Genomic DNA, 21,100 nt, shown 5'->3' with positions numbered 1-21,100 from the left:
GCGCGTCGATTTCGCCATGGAGTTCAACTTGCCGGTGGAATTTACGGTGTGGACTGCGGGAAGATTTTCGAAAGTAAACGGGTGGGTGAAGTACGTTGATATGATTGCGCAACAGTTTCGCGTAAAATTAGCAAACGGAATGATAGAGCGTGTGAGCATGGCGGACGTGGTTGACGTGCGGGTTGTCGAAGATTGACAACGTGCCCACTTTCGCATATTATTAGACCGTAAGAGTCGAACGGAAACCATACGCAAGATTGACCGAAAACCGATTGACCGACTGATTGAACGTTGATACTACGTAGATTGACCGTTTTGATTGAACGTGAAAGTCCTCCGTAGTCTTCAAAACTATCTGTGACCAGCGTGCCTGGTCAGCTGGGTTCGATTCCCAGGCGGTCCCGCCAATAAAACTAATTAAATGTAGAAACCTAACACGTCTTTTTTAAAGGCGTGTTTTTTGTTGTTTATAGAGTAAGAGCTAAAAAACTTGAACAATAGGGGATTTAATGTATTGGGAATTTTATAATTATTCAGTAAATATTATTCAAAAATAAACAAACATACTATATAATAAACAAAAATAAATAAACGTGACTTTACAAAAGGGATGGATGAAAAATGAAGGTAAGTTTATTCGCAACCTGCCTTGTTGATTTGTTTCAGAGCAATGTGGGGAAGGCTACGGTTGAGCTACTAGAAAAGTTAGGCTGTGAGATTGATTTTCCGGAGTCTCAAGTCTGCTGCGGTCAGCCATCTTATAATAGCGGCTATGTGAAAGAATCGAAAGAAGCAATGAAACGAATGATTGAAGCCTTTGCAGATGCAGAATATGTCGTTTCGCCATCTGGGTCTTGTGCTTATATGTTTCATGAATATCCGCATATATTTAAAGATGATCCGATTTGGGAACATAGAGCAAGGGAATTAGCTGAAAAGACATTTGAACTGACCCAATTTATAGTGGAAGTTTTAAAGATTGAGGATGTTGGTGCTAGATTTGATGGGAATGCAACCTACCATACATCATGCCATATGACGAGATTACTAGGTGTAAAAAAAGCACCGATGATTCTATTAAACAATGTAGAGGGTCTGAGAATGACTGAATTGCCTGGAAAGGAAAAGTGCTGCGGCTTTGGGGGGACATTCTCGGTAAAAATGGCTCAAATATCTGAACAAATGGTAGATGAAAAAATCACACATATAGAAGAAACAGAAGCGGATTATTTAATAGGAGCAGATGCAGGATGCTTAATGAATATTGGAGGGAGAATTGATAGAAAAGGTAAGGGGATAAAGGTTCTCCATATTGCTGAAGTATTAAATAGCCGTTAATGCACAATTAATATAGATTGGGGGAATCGTGTATGCCGATGAAAATAGGTTCAGAAGAATTTAAGAACCGTGTAGATAAAGGAATTCATGATTCATTTATGCGTGGAGCTGTTGCTAGTGCACAGGATGGAATTGGGCAGAGAAGGCAAGAAGCGGCTGATGAACTTGGCAACTGGGAGGAATGGCGTTCTCATGGGGAGGAAATAAGGCAGCATGTGTTAGCACACTTGGATTATTACTTAGAGCAATTAAGCGAGAATGTGGCAAGACGTGGCGGGCACGTCTTTTTTGCTCGAACGAAGGAAGAAGCAAATGACTATATACAAGAAGTGGCCAAAAGGAAAAAAGCGAAGAAAATTGTCAAATCAAAATCGATGGTGACGGAGGAGATAAATTTAAATTCAGTTTTGGAAAATGCCGGATGTGAAGTAGTCGAAACGGATCTTGGAGAATACATCCTCCAAATAGATGATCATGATCCGCCTTCTCATATCGTTGCACCGGCCTTACATAAAAATAAAGAACAAGTTCGAGAGGTATTTACAAAAAAACTAGGGTATAAAAAGTCGTCCAAGCCAGAGGAACTTGCATGGCATGCACGTGAAATGCTGAGAAAGGATTATTTAACTGCAGATATAGGCATTACAGGCTGTAATTTTGCTGTGGCTGAAACAGGTTCCATTTGTTTAGTAACAAATGAGGGCAATGCAGATTTAGTTACATCATTGCCCAAGACGCTAATTACAGTTATGGGGATGGAGCGGATTGTTCCAACCTTTGAAGAAATGGAAGTTCTTGTTTCTCTTTTAACTAGGAGTGCTGTCGGTCAAAAGCTAACAAGCTATATTACCTTGTTTACAGGACCAAAAGCTGAATTGGAAGTAGATGGACCTGAAGATTTTCACCTGGTAGTTCTAGATAATGGAAGATCCCATATTATTGGCGGGGAATTTCAATCCATTTTACAGTGTATTCGCTGTGCAGCTTGTGTAAATGCATGTCCAGTCTATCGCCATGTAGGCGGCCATTCTTATGGTTCGATTTACTCTGGTCCAATTGGTGCTGTCCTTTCTCCGTTATTAGGCGGCTATGACGATTACAAAGAACTTCCTTACGCATCAACACTTTGCGGAGCCTGTACCGAGGTCTGTCCAGTGAAAATCCCTTTGCATCAGCTCTTACATAAACATCGTGAAGTCATTGTAGAAAGAGAAGGAAAAGCACCAATATCTGAAAAACTGGCAATGAAGGCATTTGGCTTAGGCGCTGCATCACCAGCTTTATATAAAATTGGTTCCAAAATAGCACCGACGGCTATGAATCCTTTTACAGTAGGAGACAAGATCTCAAGCGGTCCCGGACCGTTAAAAGCATGGACAGAAATTCGTGAATTCCCTGCTCCAAATAAAGAAAGATTTAGAGACTGGTTTAAAAATCGTGCAAAGGAGGATCGTGAATAATGGAGAGTACGATACAAAATCGAGATGAATTTTTGAATCAAATTGCCTTTCGGCTTGGGCGCGAGAGACTCATTGCTCCTATAGAGAGACCAAAATGGAAATATCGCCCTCAAGAAGGAGTATTAAAAAATAAAACACAGGATGAATTATTGGATGTGTTAAAGGAACAATGTAAGAAAATCCATACAAGTATTTGCATTACAGAACTAAAGAATTTACCTGCTGCCTTAAAAGATGTTGTATCTGCATTTGGCGGCGGCCCCATTGTTACTTGGAAGGATGAACGTTTTTCCAAATGGGGGCTAGGCACGCTTCTAAAAGAGAAGTGGGAATGTTATGAATGGGATCCTGCAAAAAAAGAGGAAAACATAAAAAAAGCGGAAGAAGCGAACATTGGGATTACTATTAGTGAGATCACTCTTGCAGAATCGGGAACAGTCGTTTTATTTACGGATAAAAACAAAGGCAGAACGGTGAGCTTTTTACCTTCAGCATTTATTGCTCTCATCCCCAAAAGCTCGATCGTTCCCCGGATCACTCAAGCGGCAGTAAAAATGAGAGAAATCTTTCAAAATACAGGTCGTGTTCCATCATGTATGAATTTTATTACTGGACCAAGCAACTCTGCGGATATTGAACTGAAATTAGTTGTTGGCGTTCATGGACCTATTAAGGCGTACTATATTGTTATTAATGATCTCTAATTGCAGAAAAATTGTTTGAAGGGAATGAATGATATTGGAACTGTTTATAGATACTGCAGAATTAAAAGAAATTAAATCTGCACAAGCTTTATCCATATTAGATGGAGTAACAACCAATCCAACGATTCTATCGAAGCAAAAGCTGCCTCCAAAGAAAATTCTTGCGGAAATTAATGAAATTGTCAGAGGGAAGGTATGGTACCAGGTGACTGGAGAGACTGAGAAGGACATGGTACGGGAGGCACTGGATATTTGTTCGGTCATTACACATCCGGTTATTAAGCTGCCAATGGGAATAGAAGCATTGAATGCATGTCATTCTCTTTCAAAACAAGGAATTGAGACAAATATGACCCTTATTTTTTCCGTATCACAAGCGCTGCTAGCGGCAAAAGCGGGTGCTGCATATATTAGTCCATATGTAGGGAGGGTAAATGATACGGGGTGGTCTGGATATCAGCTAATCAAAGAGATTGTAAGTGTATTTGAAATACAAAACTATCAAACAAAAGTGATAGGTGCTAGTTTAAGAGGGAGTCATGACATTGTTGAAATGGCCATGCTAGGTGCAAAGGCGGTTACGATGCCATATAAGGTGTTCTTTAGCCTGATGCAGCATCCAATGACAGAAATCGGGAGATATCAATTTAATAATGACTGGAAGGATTTTCAAGATCGGCTAAAAACGGAATAAAGGGTGGTTGATGATGTCTGCTTTCCTGCTTGCTCATGATCTTGGGACAACAAACCATAAATGTGTGGTCTTTAATGAAAAAGGGGATATAATTGCTTCCGCTCAAAGAGCGTATCCAACCTATTATTCAAACGGTGGAATGGCAGAACAAGACCCTAATGACTGGTGGAGCAATTTTCTTGAAACAACGAAAGAAGTACTTACCATAATAAGTCCTGGAAAAATCGCCGGTATTAGCTTTAGTGCGCATATGAATGGATGTTTGCCTGTAGACCAAAATGGCGTCCCTTTAATGCGGTCCATCATCCATGCTGATACAAGAAGCATGGAAATTGAAACTGAAGTCTATCAAAAGGTATGTGAAAATCAGCTGTATAATATAACAGGAAATCGGATTGATTCCAGATATACTTTATTAAAGATGTACTGGCTGAAGGAAAAAAAGCCAGAAATCTATCAGTATACTCGCTTTTTCCTTCAAGCAAAAGATTATCTCGTTTACAAGCTTACAGGCAATTTAGGTGTAACTGATTATTCTGATGCTTCATTAACAGGTGCTTTTCATCTAAAGAATAGACAATGGGAAGATTCTCTATTTAAAGAATTAGGGCTTGATCTATCTAAAATGCCAATCCCTGTACCTTCTACAGAAATAGTCGGTTATGTACAAAAAGAGATTGCTAAAGAAACAGGATTATTAGCAGGCACGCCAGTCATTATTGGAGGGGGGGACGGTGCCTGTGCCACGGCAGGTGCTGGTTCCTTAAGACAAGGTGAAACATACATTAGCTTAGGTACAACTGCATGGGTTTCAAAAGTTGTGGAGGAACCTTTTATAGACATTGAAAAGCGGGTTTTCTCAATTTGTGATTTAAATCCGAAATATTATAATGTGCTAGGGACTATGCAGACGGCTGGAGCCGCATATGAATGGGCGATCAAACTATTCTCTCCTGTTGTAGAATGGGGAAGTTTGGAAGTTAAACCAGAGTATCAACAATTTGATAAACAAATAAAAAAAGTTCCTGCTGGTGCCCGCGGATTGATTTTTCATCCATACTTATTAGGTGAGCGTTCACCTATTTGGAACGAAAAAGCAAGAGGCAGCTTTTTGGGGATGCATCTTGAACATAATCGGTTTGATATGGCGAAAGCAGTTTTAGAAGGGATCGCCTATTCTCTTTGCGGTATTTCAGAAATAATTAATCCTCAAGCTAGAAAAGAAATCCGAATGATTGGCGGGTTAGTTCAAAGTGAGAGTCTAATTCAAACGATTTGCGACGTTTTAGAACGTCCGATTCAGTTAACGGCAAACCCGTCTGAAGCAACTTCATTAGGGGCTGCAATCGCTTTAGGGGTAGGAATTCAAATGTTTCCAAGCTTTGAGGATGCTTCCCATATGATTTCAAAAGTTAAGCAATATCACCCAAACGATGAGAACAGTACAATTTATAATCATCAAATGAATCATTTCAAGATTCTTTACGAACGAATAAAAGACATTCAATTTAATAACTAAATCATTTAAAGTAGATCTATTTATCTCGCAATTGTGGGTTAGTAGGTCTATTTTTTGATTGAGAACTAATAATTTATTTTTAGAAAATTATAAAAAATAGTTGATTTTTCACTTAAATAAAGATAAAAATAAATAAACGGTAATAATACAAATAAAACAGAAGGAGATAAGATGGATGTTAAAAGGAATACCCAAAATTATAAGTCCAGAACTTATGAAAATTCTTTTGGAAATGGGGCATGGGGATGAAATTGTTCTAGCAGATGGAAATTTCCCTGCTGCGGCTTGCGCGAAAAGGATCATTCGCAGTGATGGTCATGGTGTTATTAAACTGTTAGAGGCAATATTGAAATTTTTCCCTTTAGATCATTATAGTGAGTTTTCAGCCTCACTTATGAAGGTTGTTGAAGGGGATGCAGCAGTTCCAACTATATGGAATGCTTTTGAGGAAGTTATAAGAACAGCTGACACTGATTTTAAGTCCTTTGAAATGATTGATCGTTTTGATTTTTATGAACGGTCAAAAAAAGCTTATGCTATTGTTGCAACTAGTGAAAGCGCATTATATGGCAATATCATTCTAAAAAAAGGGGTAGTGGCTGAATAACTTTATAGTTAGAAAATATGGGAAGGAAATTAGAGGTGAAGTGATGCTGGTAGCAGAGAGACAGGAAAAGATCAGCGATATTGTAAATGAACGCGGGAGTATTCGGGTTTCAGAACTTAGTGGCTTGTTTGGGGTTACTGAGGAAACGATACGGAGAGATTTAGAAAAGCTGGAAAAGGAAGGATATTTGCGCAGAACACATGGCGGTGCTGTTAGTCCAAAGGAACCGCCCTATGAACTATCTTATTTGGAAAGAGAAGTGATGAATGTAGCAGAAAAGAAGGAAGTAGCAGAGCAAGCACTGAAATATATTCAACCTTATGACCGAATTATATTAGATGCTAGTTCTACTGCTTGGTATATTGCCAAGGCTTTGTCTGATTTCCCTTTGACAGTTCTCACTAATTCATTAAAGGTTGCTGCGGAACTGTCAAATAAAGAAAAGATAACAGTCCACATTACTGGTGGGATGCTATGGGCTGATTCATTAGCATTAGTAGGTCCTTTAGCAGAAAAATCATTAGGTAATTACTATGTGGATAAAGCGTTTATTTCTTGCAAGGGAATTGATCCTGAATGGGGAATTAGTGACTCCAATGAATTTCAAGCACTAGTTAAGAAAAAAATCATAGAAATTTCTGACACTGTTTATTTACTGGCAGATTACAGTAAATTTGGGACGAAAGCTTTTTCTCATATTTGCCATTTAAATCAAATAGATAGGATTATAACAGATTGTAAGACGCCGAACAAAGAGCTGAAAAGGATAAATGCATAAGAATTATTTGATCGGACGAGTATATTTACAAGAGTTAGAATTTTCAAATATATATTGATTTTGTTTTGAATATTTATTACAATCAACATAAATAAAAGATAATTCACAAATATAAAACTTAAATGTTTTGGTTTATCTTTTTTTAGAGGTATTAATGTAAACGATTACATCAAACAATAGATTAGTAGGTGGTATGATGGATGATCGATTGTTAATAATGAAAGGAATTAGTAAAGCATTCCCTGGTGTGCAGGCGCTGTCAAATGTTGATTTTGAATTATATAAAGGAGAAGTGCACGCACTTTTAGGAGAAAACGGCGCAGGGAAATCTACATTGATGAAAATTTTGACCGGTATTTATCAAAAAGATTCTGGCAAAATCTTTTATCAAGGGAAGGAAGTGGAGATTCCCGATACGAAGGAAGCGCAGGAGCTTGGCATTAGCATCATTCACCAGGAGCTTAATCTAGCACTAGATCTTACAATAGCTCAAAATATTTTCATTGGCAGAGAGCCAAAAAAAGGCTTTAATCTCTTTTTAGATGAAAAGGAATTGAATAAAAAAGCGCAGAAGCTGTTTGATCGATTAAATATCCAATTGAATCCAAAAGATTTAGTAGGAAATTTATCAGTTGCTAAACAGCAAATGGTTGAGATAGCCAAAGCGCTATCCTTTGACTCAAAAATATTAATTATGGATGAACCAACAGCGGCATTAACTGACTCAGAAATTGATTCCCTATTTGCGATTATCAGAAACCTGCGAAAAGATGGTGTTGGCATTATCTATATCTCTCATAGGATGGAAGAGTTAAAGCAAATTACTGATCGAGCAACAGTTATGCGCGATGGTACATATGTAGGAACAATAAACATGGCAGAAGCAACGATTGACCAAATCATTTCAATGATGGTAGGAAGGCAAATCTATCAAAATCAAAAGCCTGAAATACAGGCAAGAAATAGGGAGAAAGTTCTTGAAGTGAGAAATTTGAATAGAGGATCAATGATAAAAGATGTGAACTTTTCACTTCATAGAGGAGAAATACTTGGATTTGCCGGGCTAATGGGAGCTGGAAGGACAGAAGTAGCGAGGGCAATATTTGGTGCAGACCCGCTTGAAACAGGTGAAATATTTATTAATGGAAAAAAAATCCACATTAAATCGCCTAATGATGCTGTCCGAAATGGAATCGGCTATTTATCTGAAGATCGAAAACAATTTGGTTTAATGCTTGAAATGGATGTAAAAGCGAATGTAGCAATTGCTGCCATGAAAAATTTTATTCAGCTTGGATGGCTGAATAATACAAATATTAATAAGCAATCAGCTAGAATGGTAGACTCACTGAAAATCAAAACACCATCGATCAATCAGCAGGTGAAGAATCTTTCTGGAGGGAATCAGCAAAAGGTTGTCATTGGCAAATGGCTGACAAGAGACTCTGATATATTAATTTTTGATGAACCTACTCGTGGAATTGATATAGGAGCAAAGGATGAAATTTATAAACTACTAAATGAATTAGCTTCCCAAGGAAAGTCAATTATTATGATTTCGTCGGAGCTGCCTGAAATATTACGGATGAGTCACAGAGTGATTGTCATGTGTGAGGGCAGGATTACAGGAGAATTGAGAAATGATGAAAAAATATCCCAGGAAGAAATCATGGCTCTGGCTACGAAACGAATTGGCTAATCGTTTGACAACTTTACGAAATTTATAAGGAGAGTGAGCGAAATGCAGACCCCAGAGCCTCAACTAATACTAGATGATAAGAAAAGAGTAAAAATGAAATCGAATGCTATCCAGCAATTTCTTGCTTTTGGCAGTTTAATCGTTCTTGTCATTTTCTTTTCTATCGCTTCCCCTAACTTTTTTCAATTTGATAACATTATTGGAATTTTACTCTCTACATCGGTTATTGGCATTCTTGCGTTAGGTGCAACTTTCATCATTATAACAAGCGGAATTGATCTATCCGTTGGAACCGTTATGACCTTATGTTCAGTTATGACAGGGATTTTTATTACAAGTATGGGATTACCTATTTTTGTTGGCGTTTTAGGCGGTATATTAACCGGTGCTACGGCTGGAGTAATCGCTGGTATTGCCATCTCGAAATTTCAAATTCCACCCTTTATTGCTACGCTTGCGATGATGATGATTGCCAAAGGATTGGCACTTGTCATATCAGGCGCTGCTCCAATTTACTTTACATCACATGAAGGCTTTACAAAAATTGCGATGGGATCACTCATTCCAGGAACTGAAATTCCAAATGCCGTTCTCATCTTCTTCGGAATGGCAGTTATTGGCGGAATTATTTTAAACAAAACAATTATTGGCAGATACACATTTGCGATTGGAAGTAATGAAGAAGCAACTCGTTTATCTGGTGTTAATGTGAATAAATGGAAGATTATCATTTATGGAATTGCAGGAGTATTTACTGGCATTGGCGGGATTGTAATGGCTGCTCGTCTAAATTCTGCCCAGCCAGCATTAGGTCAAGGATATGAACTGGAAGCGATCGCTGCGGTAGTAATTGGAGGTACATCATTAAGCGGGGGAAAAGGGACGATTTTAGGGACAGTCATTGGTGCACTAATTATGAGTGTACTGACGAATGGTCTTCGAATATTATCAGTGCCTCAGGAATGGCAGACAGTCGTTGTAGGTGCTGTCATCTTATTTGCTGTTTACACAGATGTTTTGCGAAATAAGAAGTCAAAATAATTACTCGGTATTACTCTCCATAAGAGAATAATATATATTTTTTCAAATTTATTAAGGGGGCTTTCAATTGAAAAAGAAGAGCAGTATTTTTCTAACCGTCTTGCTTTTATTCTCTTTAGTACTGAGTGCATGTTCGTCAGACGAAACAAATGGTGAAAAAGAAGAAACGGATGCAGGTAAATCGAAGGATGGGAAAACATATATTGCGATTATTTCAAAGGGATTTCAGCATCAATTTTGGCAGGCGGTAAAGCAGGGAGCCGAAAAAGCAGCAGAAGAGTTCAATGTAGAAATTACCTTTGAAGGACCAGAAAGTGAATCACAGGTTGATAAGCAAATGGAAATGCTTCGTGCTGCACTAGATAAAAAGCCGGATGCTCTAGGCTTTGCTGCTTTAGATAGCCAGGCAGCTGTGCCTTTGCTTCAGGAAGCCAGTGATAAAAAAATTCCAATTATCGCATTTGATTCTGGTGTAGAAAGTGACCTGCCTTTAGCAACAGCAGCAACGGATAGCCGTGCAGCTGCAGCACTTGCAGCTGATAAGATGGCTGAATTAATTGGCGGAAAAGGGGAAGTAGCAGTAGTTGCACATGATCAGGTCAGCCAAACGGGTATTGAGCGCAGAGATGGCTTCGTAGAGCAAATGGAAGAAAAATATCCAGATATTAAAATTGTTGATATTCAATACGGCGGCGGTGATCATCTAAAATCTACTGATGCTGCAAAAGCTATTATGCAGGCATATCCGGATCTTAAAGGGATTTTTGGAACAAATGAAGGATCTGCTATCGGGGTGGTAAACGCTGTATCCGAAACGAAGAACAAGGAATTAGTTATTATTGGCTTCGACTCAGGCAAACAGCAAATTGATGCGATTAAAAATGGACTAATGGCAGGAGCAATTACGCAGAATCCAGTAGGAATTGGCTATGAAACTGTTAAGGCTGCTGTAGATGCAATCAATGGAAAAGAAGTTCAAAAGAATATTGACACGGGTTTCTTCTTCTATGATAAGAACAATATCGATAATGAAGAAATAAAGGCTGTTATTTACGAATAGTCATCAAGCCAAAGAGAGGGTGCTGAGGCGAATGGCATCCTCTTTGTTAGTTAAATAAACCAATCTTTTAAGAAAACGAACATGTCGAATAATACTTAGGAGAAAACGAATGAAAAAAATTAAATGGGGGATATTGAGCACAGCAAAAATTGCCATTGAACAAGTTATCCCTGCTATCCAAAGGTCATCGAATGGTGAGGTATATGCCATCGCCAGCTTAAGCAAAAAGGCAGACAGTGTGGCTGATGCATTCCAAATTCCTTTTTGCTATGAAAGCTATGAAAACCTTTTAGACAATCCAGACGTAGATGCTGTCTATATACCGCTGCCAAATAATTTGCATAAAGAGTGGGCGATTCAAGCAGCAAATGCTAAAAAGCACGTGCTTTGTGAAAAACCTGCAGCATTAAATGCTGAAGAAGTGAATGAGATGATTATGGCATGCAGAAACAATCAAGTACTTTTTATGGAAGGGTTCATGTATCGTTTCCATCCACAGCATGAGAAGGTAAAGGATTTAATAAAGGAAAAAGCGATTGGTGAGGTAAAAATGATCCGGGCTTTTTTCTCTTTTTATATGGAAGATAGGAAAGAAAATATTCGCCTGAATCCTGCCCTTGGAGGCGGAGCTCTTTATGATATTGGCTGTTATTGTATAAACTCTCTTCGATATTTATTGGATTCAGAACCGCTAAGTATGAAAGTTACAGGAATAATGAACGAAAAGGGGGTAGATACATCTGTCTCAGCAATTATGCATTTTCCCAACCAAGTGCAAGCCTCTTTTATGTGCAGCTTTGATGCCGTACTAAAAAATGAATATGAGGTGTTAGGTACGAAGGGTTCTATACGAGTTCCACATGCGTATAGACCAGATTTGAACGCTGGAAAAGGAATCGTGCAGCTTTCAAATGAAAATGAGAATCATGAGTATGTTATATCGGGAGATCAATATGTATTGGAAGTGGAGCATTTTGCAGAATGCATTCTTTCAAATAGAAAACCAGTGTATTCAGGTGAAAATACCCTTAACAATATGAAGGTTATCGATTCATTAATAGAAAAATTAAATGAAGTCATTTTGCCAAATTGAGGTGGGAGCTTTGTCAAAAGTAATTGCTGAATTAAGACGATATGCAGATAAAATTGTGAAATCCGGTCTTGTAGTTGGGGCTGGTGGAAACTTAAGCATGAGGGATGGAAATATGATGTATATTTCTCCAAGCGGCTTTGATCTCCAGGAGATTGAAGATCATCAATGGGTGCGTGTGTATATAGATACTGGCGAAATATTAGATCCATTAAAACCCTCCTCAGAAGTGTTAATGCATCTTGAATGTTTTCGCAAACGTTCAGATATTACAGCCGTCCTTCATACACATCCAAGCTACTCAGTTGGTGTTTCTTCCGCTGGTCATTCAATTCCTAGTTTGTTCCCTGATTTTCCTGCGATGATTCGAAATATTGCTTATTTAGATTATATGATCCCAACTACAGATGTATTGGCAAATGCAGTTGCTGATGTGATTCATGATACCGATGTAGTAGTTATGAGAAACCATGGAGTATTAACAGTAGGAAAAACAATGAAGGAGGCATATTTCTTTATGCAGATTACAGAGGAATCGGCAAAGGTTTATACAATTGCCTCGACTGTTGGTGTTCCGCGAATACTGACTGAGGAGGAATGCCAAGCATTAAGAAATTTGTCTTCAGAGAAATATAGATCTGAATTGCTTAAGGATTCGAAGTAATCATTGGTCGTTATTAAAGGACGTGAAAGAAATGAAAAGTGTTTGGGCTTTTGATTTAGGGGCATCAAATGGACGTTTGATGATCAGCCGATTTGATGGAAAGAAGCTGTTGATGGAAGAGATTCATCGATTTACCAATCAGCCGGTTTTTTTAACTGGTCACTATTATTGGGACATATTAAAAATATTCCAGGAAATGAAAAATGGGATGGGCAAATGTATTTTAAAGGGATATAAACAAATCGAAAGTCTTTCCATAGACACATGGGGAGTCGACTTCGGTCTTCTCTCCGCATCAGGTGAGCTGCTTGGAAATCCTTATTCATATAGAGATCAGCAATCAAATAATAGTTTAATCGAAATGTATAAAACGGTACCTAGAGAAGAATTATTCTACCGAACGGGTATCGAGCCTGCAGCTATAAACACTATTTGCCAGCTATATGAGATAAAAAATAGAAATCCAGACCTTATAGAGAAAGCAGATACTGTTTTACTTACTTCAAATCTCTTAAGTTATCTCTTTTCAGGTATAAAGGCAAATGAATATACAATAAGTACGACGACGTCCTTATTTAATATTCATCAGCGAAATTGGGATACAGATCTTTTGAGAAAATTAAATCTGCCCTCTGACTTAATGGCAGATATTATAGAACCAGGGACAATGCTAGGACCGACCATGAATTCAATTAATGCAGAGCTCGGAATCCCATCTGTAAAGGTAATTGCTGGTGCTGGGCATGATACAGCTTGCGCTCTTGCAGCACTGCCAATTAAAACTAAGAATGCCGCCTTCATGAGCTGCGGAACGTGGATATTAATGGGGATACAAGTGAAAGAGCCAGTTATAACTGAGAAAGCACTAGAATGGGGATTTACAAATGAAGGTACGGTGAATGGAGAATACCGGCTATTAAAAAATACGATGGGTTTATGGCTCATTCAGCAATGTAAATTGATTTGGGAGAAAGAAGGATTGAGCAGTACATATGAAGAGGAAGCAAGATTAATAGAAAAAACTGAAGCGTTTCAGCGTTTGGTTGATCCAGATGATCCGCAATTTTTTAATCCGGTAAATATGCCAAAGCAGATTAGGGATTTTTGTTTGAATACAAACCAGATGCCTCCAGAAACAATCGGGGATTTTCTGCGTTGCATTTTAGAGAGTCTATCCCTTAAATACAGGTGGGTACTTGAAAAAATAGAGTACTTAACTGGTCAAAGAATTGAAGTTATCCATATGGGTGGCGGAGGAATTCAGAACGAATTTCTATGCCAATTTACTGCGAATGCAACGAATAGAACAGTCGTTGCAGGTCCAATCGAAGCGAGCTCCATTGGGAATGCTCTATCTCAATGGGTTGCCTTAGGCGAAATAAAAGATTTTCAGGAAGGAAGAGAAATAATAGAAAACTCTTTTCCTATGAAAATTTATGAACCGCAAAATCAATTACCTTGGCAAGAAGCGTATGGACATTTCAAGAAACTATTGAAAAGGGGACTTGTATATGAAGACGATTAAGAATAGATACCTTGGAAGTTTACCGAAAATAGGAATCAGACCAACGATTGATGGCAGAAGGAATGGGGTTCGAGAATCTTTAGAAGAGACAACTATGAACTTGGCTAAATCGGTGGTAGAATTTTTATCCGAAAATCTTAGGCATTATAATGGCGAGCCTGTTGATTTTGTTATTGCTGATACTTGTATAGGCGGGGTGGCAGAAGCTGCACAGGCGGCAGAGAAATTTGCTAGGGAGGGCGTCGGTGTGTCCATTACTGTCACACCATGCTGGTGCTATGGTTCAGAAACAATGGATATGACTCCTGAAATTCCTAAAGCTGTTTGGGGATTTAATGGAACTGAACGGCCTGGTGCCGTATATTTGGCAGCTGTACTTGCAGCACATAATCAAAAAGGGATACCTGCATTTGGAATCTATGGCAGGGATGTGCAAGACATTGGTGATACGGTTATACCAAACGATGTCAAAGAAAAACTGCTTCAATTCGCTAAAGCAGGTCTTGTAGTAGCAACAATAAAAGGAAAATCATATCTTTCCATGGGCAGTGTTTCGATGGGGATCGCAGGAAGTATGATTAACGAAAGTTTTTTCCAGGAATACCTTGGAATGAGAAATGAATATATTGATAGTTCAGAATTTATAAGAAGAATGGATAAAGAGATTTATGATAAAGAAGAGTACGGAAAAGCTTTAAGCTGGGTAAAGGAAAATTGCAAGGAAGGACCGGATAATAATTCTGAGAGTGGTCAGCGTTCAAGGGAAGAAAAGGATCGCGATTGGGAAACTAGTGTGAAAATGTCATTAATTGCGAGAGATTTAATGATAGGAAATCCGAAGCTTTTAGAGTTAGGCTATGGGGAAGAAGCACTCGGAAGAAATGCCATTGCCGCTGGCTTCCAAGGTCAGCGGCAATGGACAGATCATTTCCCGAACGGAGACTTTATGGAAGCAATCCTAAATTCCTCATTTGATTGGAATGGCATTCGTCCTCCTTATATTCTTGCGACAGAAAATGATAGTTTGAATGGAATTACGATGCTGTTTGGTCATTTGTTAACGAATACAGCTCAAGTATTTGCAGATGTAAGAACGTATTGGAGCCCCGATGCAGTAGAACGAGTTACAGGCTATAAGCCGGAGGGCCTGGCTGAAAATGGATTTATTCACTTAATAAATTCTGGTCCTGCAGCTCTAGATGGAACAGGTGAACAATCAATAGATGGAAAGCCGGCCATTAAACCATTCTGGGATATTAGTGAAGAAGAGGCTCAAAATTGCTTGGATGCAACACTTTGGAGACCATCTTCTACAGGATATTTTCGCGGAGGCGGCTATTCAAGTGACTTTCTTACAAAAGGGAACATGCCTGTAACCATTGCAAGGATAAATTTAATTAAGGGATTAGGACCTGTACTTCAAATTGCAGAAGGGTATACAGTTGAACTGCCGAATGAGATGCATGATACACTTGACCTGCGTACAGATCCAACATGGCCAACCACTTGGTTTGTTCCTAATTTAACAGGAGAAGGTGTTTTTCAGGATGTATATTCAGTCATGAATAGCTGGGGTGCCAATCATTGTTCAATGAGCTACGGTCATAATGGGAGTGACTTAATTACACTAGCTTCCATGCTTCGGATTCCAGTTAATATGCATAATGTCAAGAAGGATAAGATTTTTAGACCAAGTGCATGGGGAATGTTTGGAACGAATGATCCAGAAGGGGCAGATTACCGAGCTTGCAGTACCTATGGCCCATTATATCGATAATTCATGATGTTACAAAACCCCTGATTCACATTTCAGGGGTTTTTCAAACAGTATACTCATTGGAAAGAAAAACTAATTTCGAAGAGAGGCTAACCGATGGAAGGAAAGAAGTATACAATTGGGATTGATTATGGAACAGAATCTGGAAGAGCTGTATTAGTTGATATAACTGATGGAGGAATAGTTGCTGCCCATGTAACTAAGTACAGGGATGGAGTCATTGATAAACAATTGCCATTCTCAAATGTCATATTGGATTCTGATTTCGCATTGCAAAATCCTGCTGATTATTTATCAGTGCTTTCAATTTCTGTACCAGAGGTCCTGAAGCAATCAGGAATAAATCCAGCTGATGTGATCGGAGTTGGGGTGGATTTTACAGCGTGCACCATTTTGCCGACAGATGAGCAATTGGAACCACTTTGCTATAAAGAGCATGTAAGAGAGAATCCGCACGCTTGGGTAAAATTATGGAAGCATCATGCTGCACAAGAGGAAGCTAACAAAATAACTAAAATAGCTTCCGATCAAGGCGAAGAGTGGCTGAAGCGTTACGGGGGGAAAATATCATCTGAGTGGATGCTGCCTAAGGTGTGGGAAGTGTTGAACAAGGCACCTGAAGTATTTTCCCAGACAGCCTATTTTCTGGAAGGATCCGATTGGATAACTGCTAAAATGACTGGAACAATCAAAAGGAACAGCTGTGCAGCAGGCTATAAAGGGACTTGGCATAAGAAAGAGGGATATATACCCGCACAGTTTTTGAATTTACTGGATCCAAGACTAGCTGATATTTATGAAACAAAATTAAGTGGCGAGGTTGTATCAAGCGGATCGAAAGTAGGAGAACTAACAAGTGAGATGGCTGAATTGATGGGGCTTCATTCTGGTATCGCCGTTTCAGCAGGGCTGATAGATGCCCATGCGGCTGTCCCAGGGGTTGGGGTTTCAGAACCGGAAAAAATGGTTATGGTCATGGGAACCTCTACTTGCCACATGCTTTTAAGTGAGAAGGAAGTATTTATTGAAGGAATTAGTGGAGTAGTTGAAGATGGAATAATTCCAGGCTTATATGCTTATGAGGCCGGTCAAGCGGCAGTGGGTGATATCTTTGCTTGGTTTATTGATAAGAATGTTCCTACTTATATATGTGAAAATGCGGTGAGTGAAGGAAAAACTATTCACGAATTATTAGAAGAGAAGTCGAATAAACTGAAACCTGGAGAAAGTGGTTTAATCGCTTTGGATTGGCAAAATGGAAATCGTACTCCATTAGTGGATGCTGATTTATCAGGTCTATTAATTGGATTGACTTTATCTACAACACCTGAGGAGATTTACCGTGCATTAATTGAATCCACCGCTTTTGGTACTAGGACAATTATTGATACGTTTCGTAAGAATGGAGTAGCAATCTCCGAGCTTTATGCATGTGGAGGACTTCCTCAACGCAATAAGCTGCTCATGCAAATTTATGCAGATGTGACAAACATGGAAATTAAAATCTCTAGCACAACTCTTACTCCTGCAATTGGAGCAGCAATGTATGGAGCTGTTGCAGCAGGGCAATCAAAGGGCGGCTATAATACAGTGATTGAAGCATGCCGAAACATGGCTAAACTAAAGGAAGAAACATATATCCCAATTCAAGAGAATGTAGAAAAATATGATTCTCTATATTTGGAGTATAAACGCTTGCATGACTATTTTGGCCGTGGAGAAAATAATGTAATGAAACGATTGAAAGAGATGAAAGAAATGAATATTCGATAAGAAGATTACCCTCAGGCTAGTATCTGAGGGCTTAATTAATAAAAAGGTAAAGAGATGATGACGATGGGAAAATTGTATGCAATTGGTGAGGTATTAATAGATTTTGTTCCACTGCAAAAAGGGCTGCCCCTTAAAGATGTGGTTACCTTTGATCGAGCCCCTGGAGGAGCCCCTGCAAATGCAGCAGCAGCTGTGGCAAAATATGGGGGAATGTCTTCGATGATTACAAAAGTAGGAGAGGATCCATTTGGTGATTTTTTAATAGAAAAGCTAGAAAGTGCAGGAGTGGAAACAGATAAAATTCGAAGAACAAATGAAGCAAAAACAGGGATTGCTTTCGTATCATTGAAAGAGGATGGGGAAAGGGATTTTTCCTTTTATCGTCATCCTTCAGCAGACTTGCTTTTACAAGAAGACGAAATTGATACGAAATGGTTTAAACTGGGGGATATCCTTCATTTCTGTTCCGTTGACTTAGTGGAAAGCCCTATGAAGAAAGCGCATAAAAAAGCCATTCTAGCAGTTATTCAATCAAATGGTTTAGTCAGTTTTGACCCTAATGTCCGGCTTCCCTTATGGGATGACCCTGAGGCATGCCGAAGGGCAATCCTTGAATTTATCCCACTTGCCCATATTGTAAAAATATCTGATGAAGAGCTGGAATTTATTACAAATATATCAAATATAGATGAGGCGATTGAAACCTTGTTTTGCGGGAATGTAAGAGCAGTGATTTATACTAAAGGATCTGCGGGTGCGGATTTATACATAAAAAAATATAAATATGAATCAAAGGGATACCCTGTAAAAGCAGTTGACACAACGGGGGCTGGTGACGCGTTTATTGGCGGTATTTTATATCAGCTCCTAGAAAGAGGAGCATGTCCATTTAATGTTGTAGAAATTCTCCAGGAACATCATGTTGAATTATTAGCATTTGCGAATGGAAGCGGTGCTTTAACAACTACTGGCCTAGGAGCTATATCTTCATTGCCGACAAAAGAGGAAATTTTAGAATTAATTAAATGATGCCTTTTTAAAAAGAGTTAAATTAAACGAAACAAAAATAAATAAAAATAGAAATAAAGATATTCAAAGATAAACAAAACTATATTATAATTAAACAAAATATAATAAATGGAAGCGGAGGAGAGTGTGTGGTTAAAAATTATTGGAATAGTGACATGGCGTGCCAATTACAAGAAGGACTTGCTGAGTTAGTTTACCGTTCTAATTTAATAGGTTCCGATCGTTCAGTATGTAACTGGGGCGGTGGGAATACTTCTATGAAGACGACAGAAAAGGATTTTCGCGGCAGAGATGTAGAGGTCATGTGGGTAAAGGGGAGCGGGTCTGATTTAGCTACAATGAAGGCTGGGAACTTCACAGGGCTAAGATTAGAGGATATAGGCCCATTGTACGATCGTAATGAAATGTCAGATGAAGAGATGGTTACGTATCTTTCCCACTGCATGATTGATAGTAAACATCCACGAGCATCCATTGAAACATTGCTGCATGCCTTTTTACCATTTAAACATGTTGACCACACACATCCAGATTCGATCATAAGCCTTTGCTGTGCTGATAATGGGAAGCAAATGGCAGAAGAAATATATGGAAACCGGTTTGTTTGGGTTCCTTACATCCGCCCCGGCTTTACTTTATCAAAGATGATTGCTGATGGAGTAGAAAATAACCCTGATGCTGAGCTTGTTTTAATGGAAAAACACGGTTTGGTTACTTGGGGTGACACGTCAGAGGAAGCCTATAATAAAACGATTGAGATTATTACCAAAGCAGAAAATTTTATAAATAGCAGAATGGAGGGGGCTTCAATATTCGGCGGTCAAAAATATAAGTCTCTTTCTGAAAATGAGGCAGCAAATATTTTAGCATCAGTCATGCCGAAAATACGTGGTTTGGTTAGTGATGAAAAGAAAATGCTTTTAACTTATGACCGCGGGGAAGATATTCTCCAATTTGTTAACAGCTATCAAGCCAATGAGCTTTCTCAGATAGGTGCTGCCTGTCCTGACCATCTAGTTCATACAAAACGCATACCGCTTTATATAGATTGGGATCCAGAATCGATGAATGTAGATTTATTAATTGAAAGATTGATAGATGGAGTGACTGCTTTTAAAGCCGAATATGCAGACTATTTTAAACGAAATAAGCTTCAAGGAGATCAGATGTCCGAACCTGCTCCAAGAGTTATTCTCATACCAGGGATTGGAATGATTAATACAGGGAAGGATATTGGCAATTCAAAAGTAAGCGGTGCGCTATACCATCGTGCTATTGCTGTTATGAAGGGAGCATCTGCATTAGGAAACTTTACTTCATTAAATGAGAATGAATCCTATAATGTTGAGTACTGGCCGCTGGAGTTGTATAAATTATCTCTGGCACCTAAGGAAGCGGAATTTTCGAGAACGATTGCTTTTGTAACGGGAGGTTCAGGCGGAATTGGAAGTGAAACGTCCCGGAGATTTGCCGCTGAAGGCGGGCATGTTGTCATTGCAGACTTAAATTTAGAAGGTGCCAAAAAAGTGGCTGCAGAAATTAATGAAAAATTTGGATCTGATCGTGCAATAGCAATTAAAATGGATGTAACAAAGGAAGAAGAAGTCCAGAGTGCGTTCCATCAGGCGGCACTTTCATTTGGCGGGGTGGATATAATTGTTAACAACGCTGGTCTTGCCACATCAAGTCCGATTGACGAAACGACACTTCAAGAATGGAATTTAAATATGAATGTTTTAGGAACAGGCTACTTCTTAGTTGCCAGGGAGGCATTCAAGACGATGAAACAGCAAGGAATGGGTGGAAACATGGTCTTTGTTGGTTCGAAAAATTCTGTTTATGCTGGTAAAAATGCTGCAGCTTATAGCTCTGTGAAAGCATTAGAAACACATTTAGCAAGATGTATAGCTGCTGAAGGAGGAGAATACGGAATTCGTGTGAATTCGATTCTTCCAGATGCTGTTCTACAAGGCTCGGCTATCTGGGGTTCCAAATGGCGTGAGGAGCGAGCAGCAGCCTATGGGATTCATCCGGATCAATTAGAAGAACACTATCGCAATCGTACAACATTGCTAGTAAATATTTATCCATCCGATATTGCTGAAGCGATTGCATTCTTTGCATCAACAAAGGCAGATAAAACGACAGGCTGTATGATAACAGTTGATGGAGGTGTACCTGCAGCTTTCACAAGATAAAATAAATCAAGAGATAACCATGATTGAGAAATTCATCTGGTTATCTCTTTTTGTATTGAGCTTCCAAAAATTATGATATATTATTTATGGAAATGAACGTATAAATAAAAAAATACAGACATAAATCAAAAATGAAAGGGATGG

18 protein-coding genes are annotated in these 21,100 nt (G+C 38.8%); all 18 read left to right on the top strand.

The genetic code is table 11. The features are described 5' to 3' along the window. On the top strand, window positions 1-196 hold a 196-nt coding region (locus C1726_RS25850), incomplete at its 5' end, for a YolD-like family protein (RefSeq protein ID WP_142385115.1). Between the two features lie 425 nt (window positions 197-621). After that, on the top strand, window positions 622-1,338 hold the full coding sequence (locus C1726_RS25845) for a (Fe-S)-binding protein (protein ID WP_102275779.1): 717 nt from the start codon (window positions 622-624) through the stop codon (window positions 1,336-1,338). Between the two features lie 32 nt (window positions 1,339-1,370). Further along, complete coding sequence (locus C1726_RS25840) at window positions 1,371-2,798, top strand: LutB/LldF family L-lactate oxidation iron-sulfur protein (RefSeq protein ID WP_102275778.1); 1,428 nt, start codon at window positions 1,371-1,373, stop codon at window positions 2,796-2,798. Further along, window positions 2,798-3,502, top strand: a complete 705-nt coding sequence (locus C1726_RS25835; RefSeq protein ID WP_102275777.1) for a LutC/YkgG family protein — start codon at window positions 2,798-2,800, stop codon at window positions 3,500-3,502. Before C1726_RS25840 ends, C1726_RS25835 begins: the two co-directional genes overlap by 1 nt. Window positions 3,503-3,530: 28 nt before the next feature. Next, window positions 3,531-4,196, top strand: a complete 666-nt coding sequence (locus tag C1726_RS25830) for a transaldolase family protein (protein WP_102275776.1) — start codon at window positions 3,531-3,533, stop codon at window positions 4,194-4,196. A gap of 13 nt (window positions 4,197-4,209) precedes the next feature. Continuing rightward, window positions 4,210-5,715, top strand: a complete 1,506-nt coding sequence (locus tag C1726_RS25825) for a xylulokinase (RefSeq protein WP_180968305.1) — start codon at window positions 4,210-4,212, stop codon at window positions 5,713-5,715. Between the two features lie 175 nt (window positions 5,716-5,890). After that, a complete protein-coding gene (locus C1726_RS25820) occupies window positions 5,891-6,322 on the top strand; it encodes an RbsD/FucU family protein (protein WP_102275774.1) in 432 nt (143 codons plus the stop codon). 43 nt (window positions 6,323-6,365) lie between these two features. Continuing rightward, window positions 6,366-7,100 (top strand): DeoR/GlpR family DNA-binding transcription regulator, encoded by a 735-nt coding sequence (locus C1726_RS25815; protein WP_102275773.1) that lies wholly within the window; start codon window positions 6,366-6,368, stop codon window positions 7,098-7,100. A gap of 196 nt (window positions 7,101-7,296) precedes the next feature. Continuing rightward, window positions 7,297-8,799, top strand: a complete 1,503-nt coding sequence (locus C1726_RS25810; protein WP_102275772.1) for a sugar ABC transporter ATP-binding protein — start codon at window positions 7,297-7,299, stop codon at window positions 8,797-8,799. A 42-nt stretch (window positions 8,800-8,841) separates the two neighbouring features. Continuing rightward, entirely contained in the window at window positions 8,842-9,840 is a 999-nt protein-coding gene (locus tag C1726_RS25805) for an ABC transporter permease (protein WP_102275771.1), read from the top strand. Between the two features lie 67 nt (window positions 9,841-9,907). Then, entirely contained in the window at window positions 9,908-10,900 is a 993-nt protein-coding gene (locus tag C1726_RS25800; protein ID WP_102275770.1) for an ABC transporter substrate-binding protein, read from the top strand. Between the two features lie 109 nt (window positions 10,901-11,009). Then, on the top strand, window positions 11,010-11,993 hold the full coding sequence (locus tag C1726_RS25795; protein WP_102275769.1) for a Gfo/Idh/MocA family protein: 984 nt from the start codon (window positions 11,010-11,012) through the stop codon (window positions 11,991-11,993). Window positions 11,994-12,003: 10 nt separating this feature from the next. Next, window positions 12,004-12,654, top strand: coding sequence for a class II aldolase/adducin family protein (locus tag C1726_RS25790; RefSeq protein WP_102275768.1), 651 nt, complete (start codon window positions 12,004-12,006; stop codon window positions 12,652-12,654). A 31-nt stretch (window positions 12,655-12,685) separates the two neighbouring features. Further along, the gene (locus C1726_RS25785) at window positions 12,686-14,179 is read left to right on the top strand and encodes a rhamnulokinase (RefSeq protein WP_102275767.1); all 1,494 of its coding nucleotides are present in this window, start codon (window positions 12,686-12,688) and stop codon (window positions 14,177-14,179) included. After that, window positions 14,166-15,956 carry an L-fucose isomerase gene (locus C1726_RS25780; protein ID WP_102275766.1) on the top strand — a complete coding sequence of 597 codons (1,791 nt, stop codon included), beginning with the start codon at window positions 14,166-14,168 and terminating at the stop codon, window positions 15,954-15,956. Before C1726_RS25785 ends, C1726_RS25780 begins: the two co-directional genes overlap by 14 nt. Window positions 15,957-16,052: 96 nt before the next feature. Continuing rightward, window positions 16,053-17,729 (top strand): ribulokinase, encoded by a 1,677-nt coding sequence (locus tag C1726_RS25775; RefSeq protein ID WP_102275765.1) that lies wholly within the window; start codon window positions 16,053-16,055, stop codon window positions 17,727-17,729. Between the two features lie 63 nt (window positions 17,730-17,792). Further along, window positions 17,793-18,758, top strand: a complete 966-nt coding sequence (locus C1726_RS25770) for a carbohydrate kinase family protein (protein ID WP_102275764.1) — start codon at window positions 17,793-17,795, stop codon at window positions 18,756-18,758. 128 nt (window positions 18,759-18,886) lie between these two features. Further along, on the top strand, window positions 18,887-20,956 hold the full coding sequence (locus C1726_RS25765) for a bifunctional aldolase/short-chain dehydrogenase (RefSeq protein ID WP_102275763.1): 2,070 nt from the start codon (window positions 18,887-18,889) through the stop codon (window positions 20,954-20,956). The last annotated feature ends 144 nt before the right edge of the window (window positions 20,957-21,100 follow it).

Origin of the sequence: Cytobacillus massiliigabonensis, from assembly GCF_900199725.1 — a bacterium.
In the GTDB taxonomy this organism is placed as follows: Bacteria; Bacillota; Bacilli; order Bacillales; family Cytobacillaceae; genus Cytobacillus; species Cytobacillus massiliigabonensis.
The sequence above is the reverse complement of the archived record's forward strand: the minus strand, read 5'-3'. Positions and strand labels throughout refer to the sequence as shown.

Bases quoted from the DNA above. Each gene is read 5' to 3' on its own strand.
- C1726_RS25830 (WP_102275776.1), top strand. From the start codon at position 3,531: ATGATATTGGAACTGTTTATAGATACTGCAGAATTAAAAGAAATTAAA.
- C1726_RS25780 (WP_102275766.1), top strand. From the start codon at position 14,166: ATGAAGACGATTAAGAATAGATACCTTGGAAGTTTACCGAAAATAGGA.
- C1726_RS25775 (WP_102275765.1), top strand. From the start codon at position 16,053: ATGGAAGGAAAGAAGTATACAATTGGGATTGATTATGGAACAGAATCT.
- C1726_RS25815 (WP_102275773.1), top strand. From the start codon at position 6,366: ATGCTGGTAGCAGAGAGACAGGAAAAGATCAGCGATATTGTAAATGAA.
- C1726_RS25805 (WP_102275771.1), top strand. From the start codon at position 8,842: ATGCAGACCCCAGAGCCTCAACTAATACTAGATGATAAGAAAAGAGTA.
- C1726_RS25770 (WP_102275764.1), top strand. From the start codon at position 17,793: ATGGGAAAATTGTATGCAATTGGTGAGGTATTAATAGATTTTGTTCCA.
- C1726_RS25840 (WP_102275778.1), top strand. From the start codon at position 1,371: ATGCCGATGAAAATAGGTTCAGAAGAATTTAAGAACCGTGTAGATAAA.
- C1726_RS25825 (WP_180968305.1), top strand. From the start codon at position 4,210: ATGTCTGCTTTCCTGCTTGCTCATGATCTTGGGACAACAAACCATAAA.
- C1726_RS25785 (WP_102275767.1), top strand. From the start codon at position 12,686: ATGAAAAGTGTTTGGGCTTTTGATTTAGGGGCATCAAATGGACGTTTG.
- C1726_RS25810 (WP_102275772.1), top strand. From the start codon at position 7,297: ATGGATGATCGATTGTTAATAATGAAAGGAATTAGTAAAGCATTCCCT.
- C1726_RS25820 (WP_102275774.1), top strand. From the start codon at position 5,891: ATGTTAAAAGGAATACCCAAAATTATAAGTCCAGAACTTATGAAAATT.
- C1726_RS25795 (WP_102275769.1), top strand. From the start codon at position 11,010: ATGAAAAAAATTAAATGGGGGATATTGAGCACAGCAAAAATTGCCATT.
- C1726_RS25845 (WP_102275779.1), top strand. From the start codon at position 622: ATGAAGGTAAGTTTATTCGCAACCTGCCTTGTTGATTTGTTTCAGAGC.
- C1726_RS25835 (WP_102275777.1), top strand. From the start codon at position 2,798: ATGGAGAGTACGATACAAAATCGAGATGAATTTTTGAATCAAATTGCC.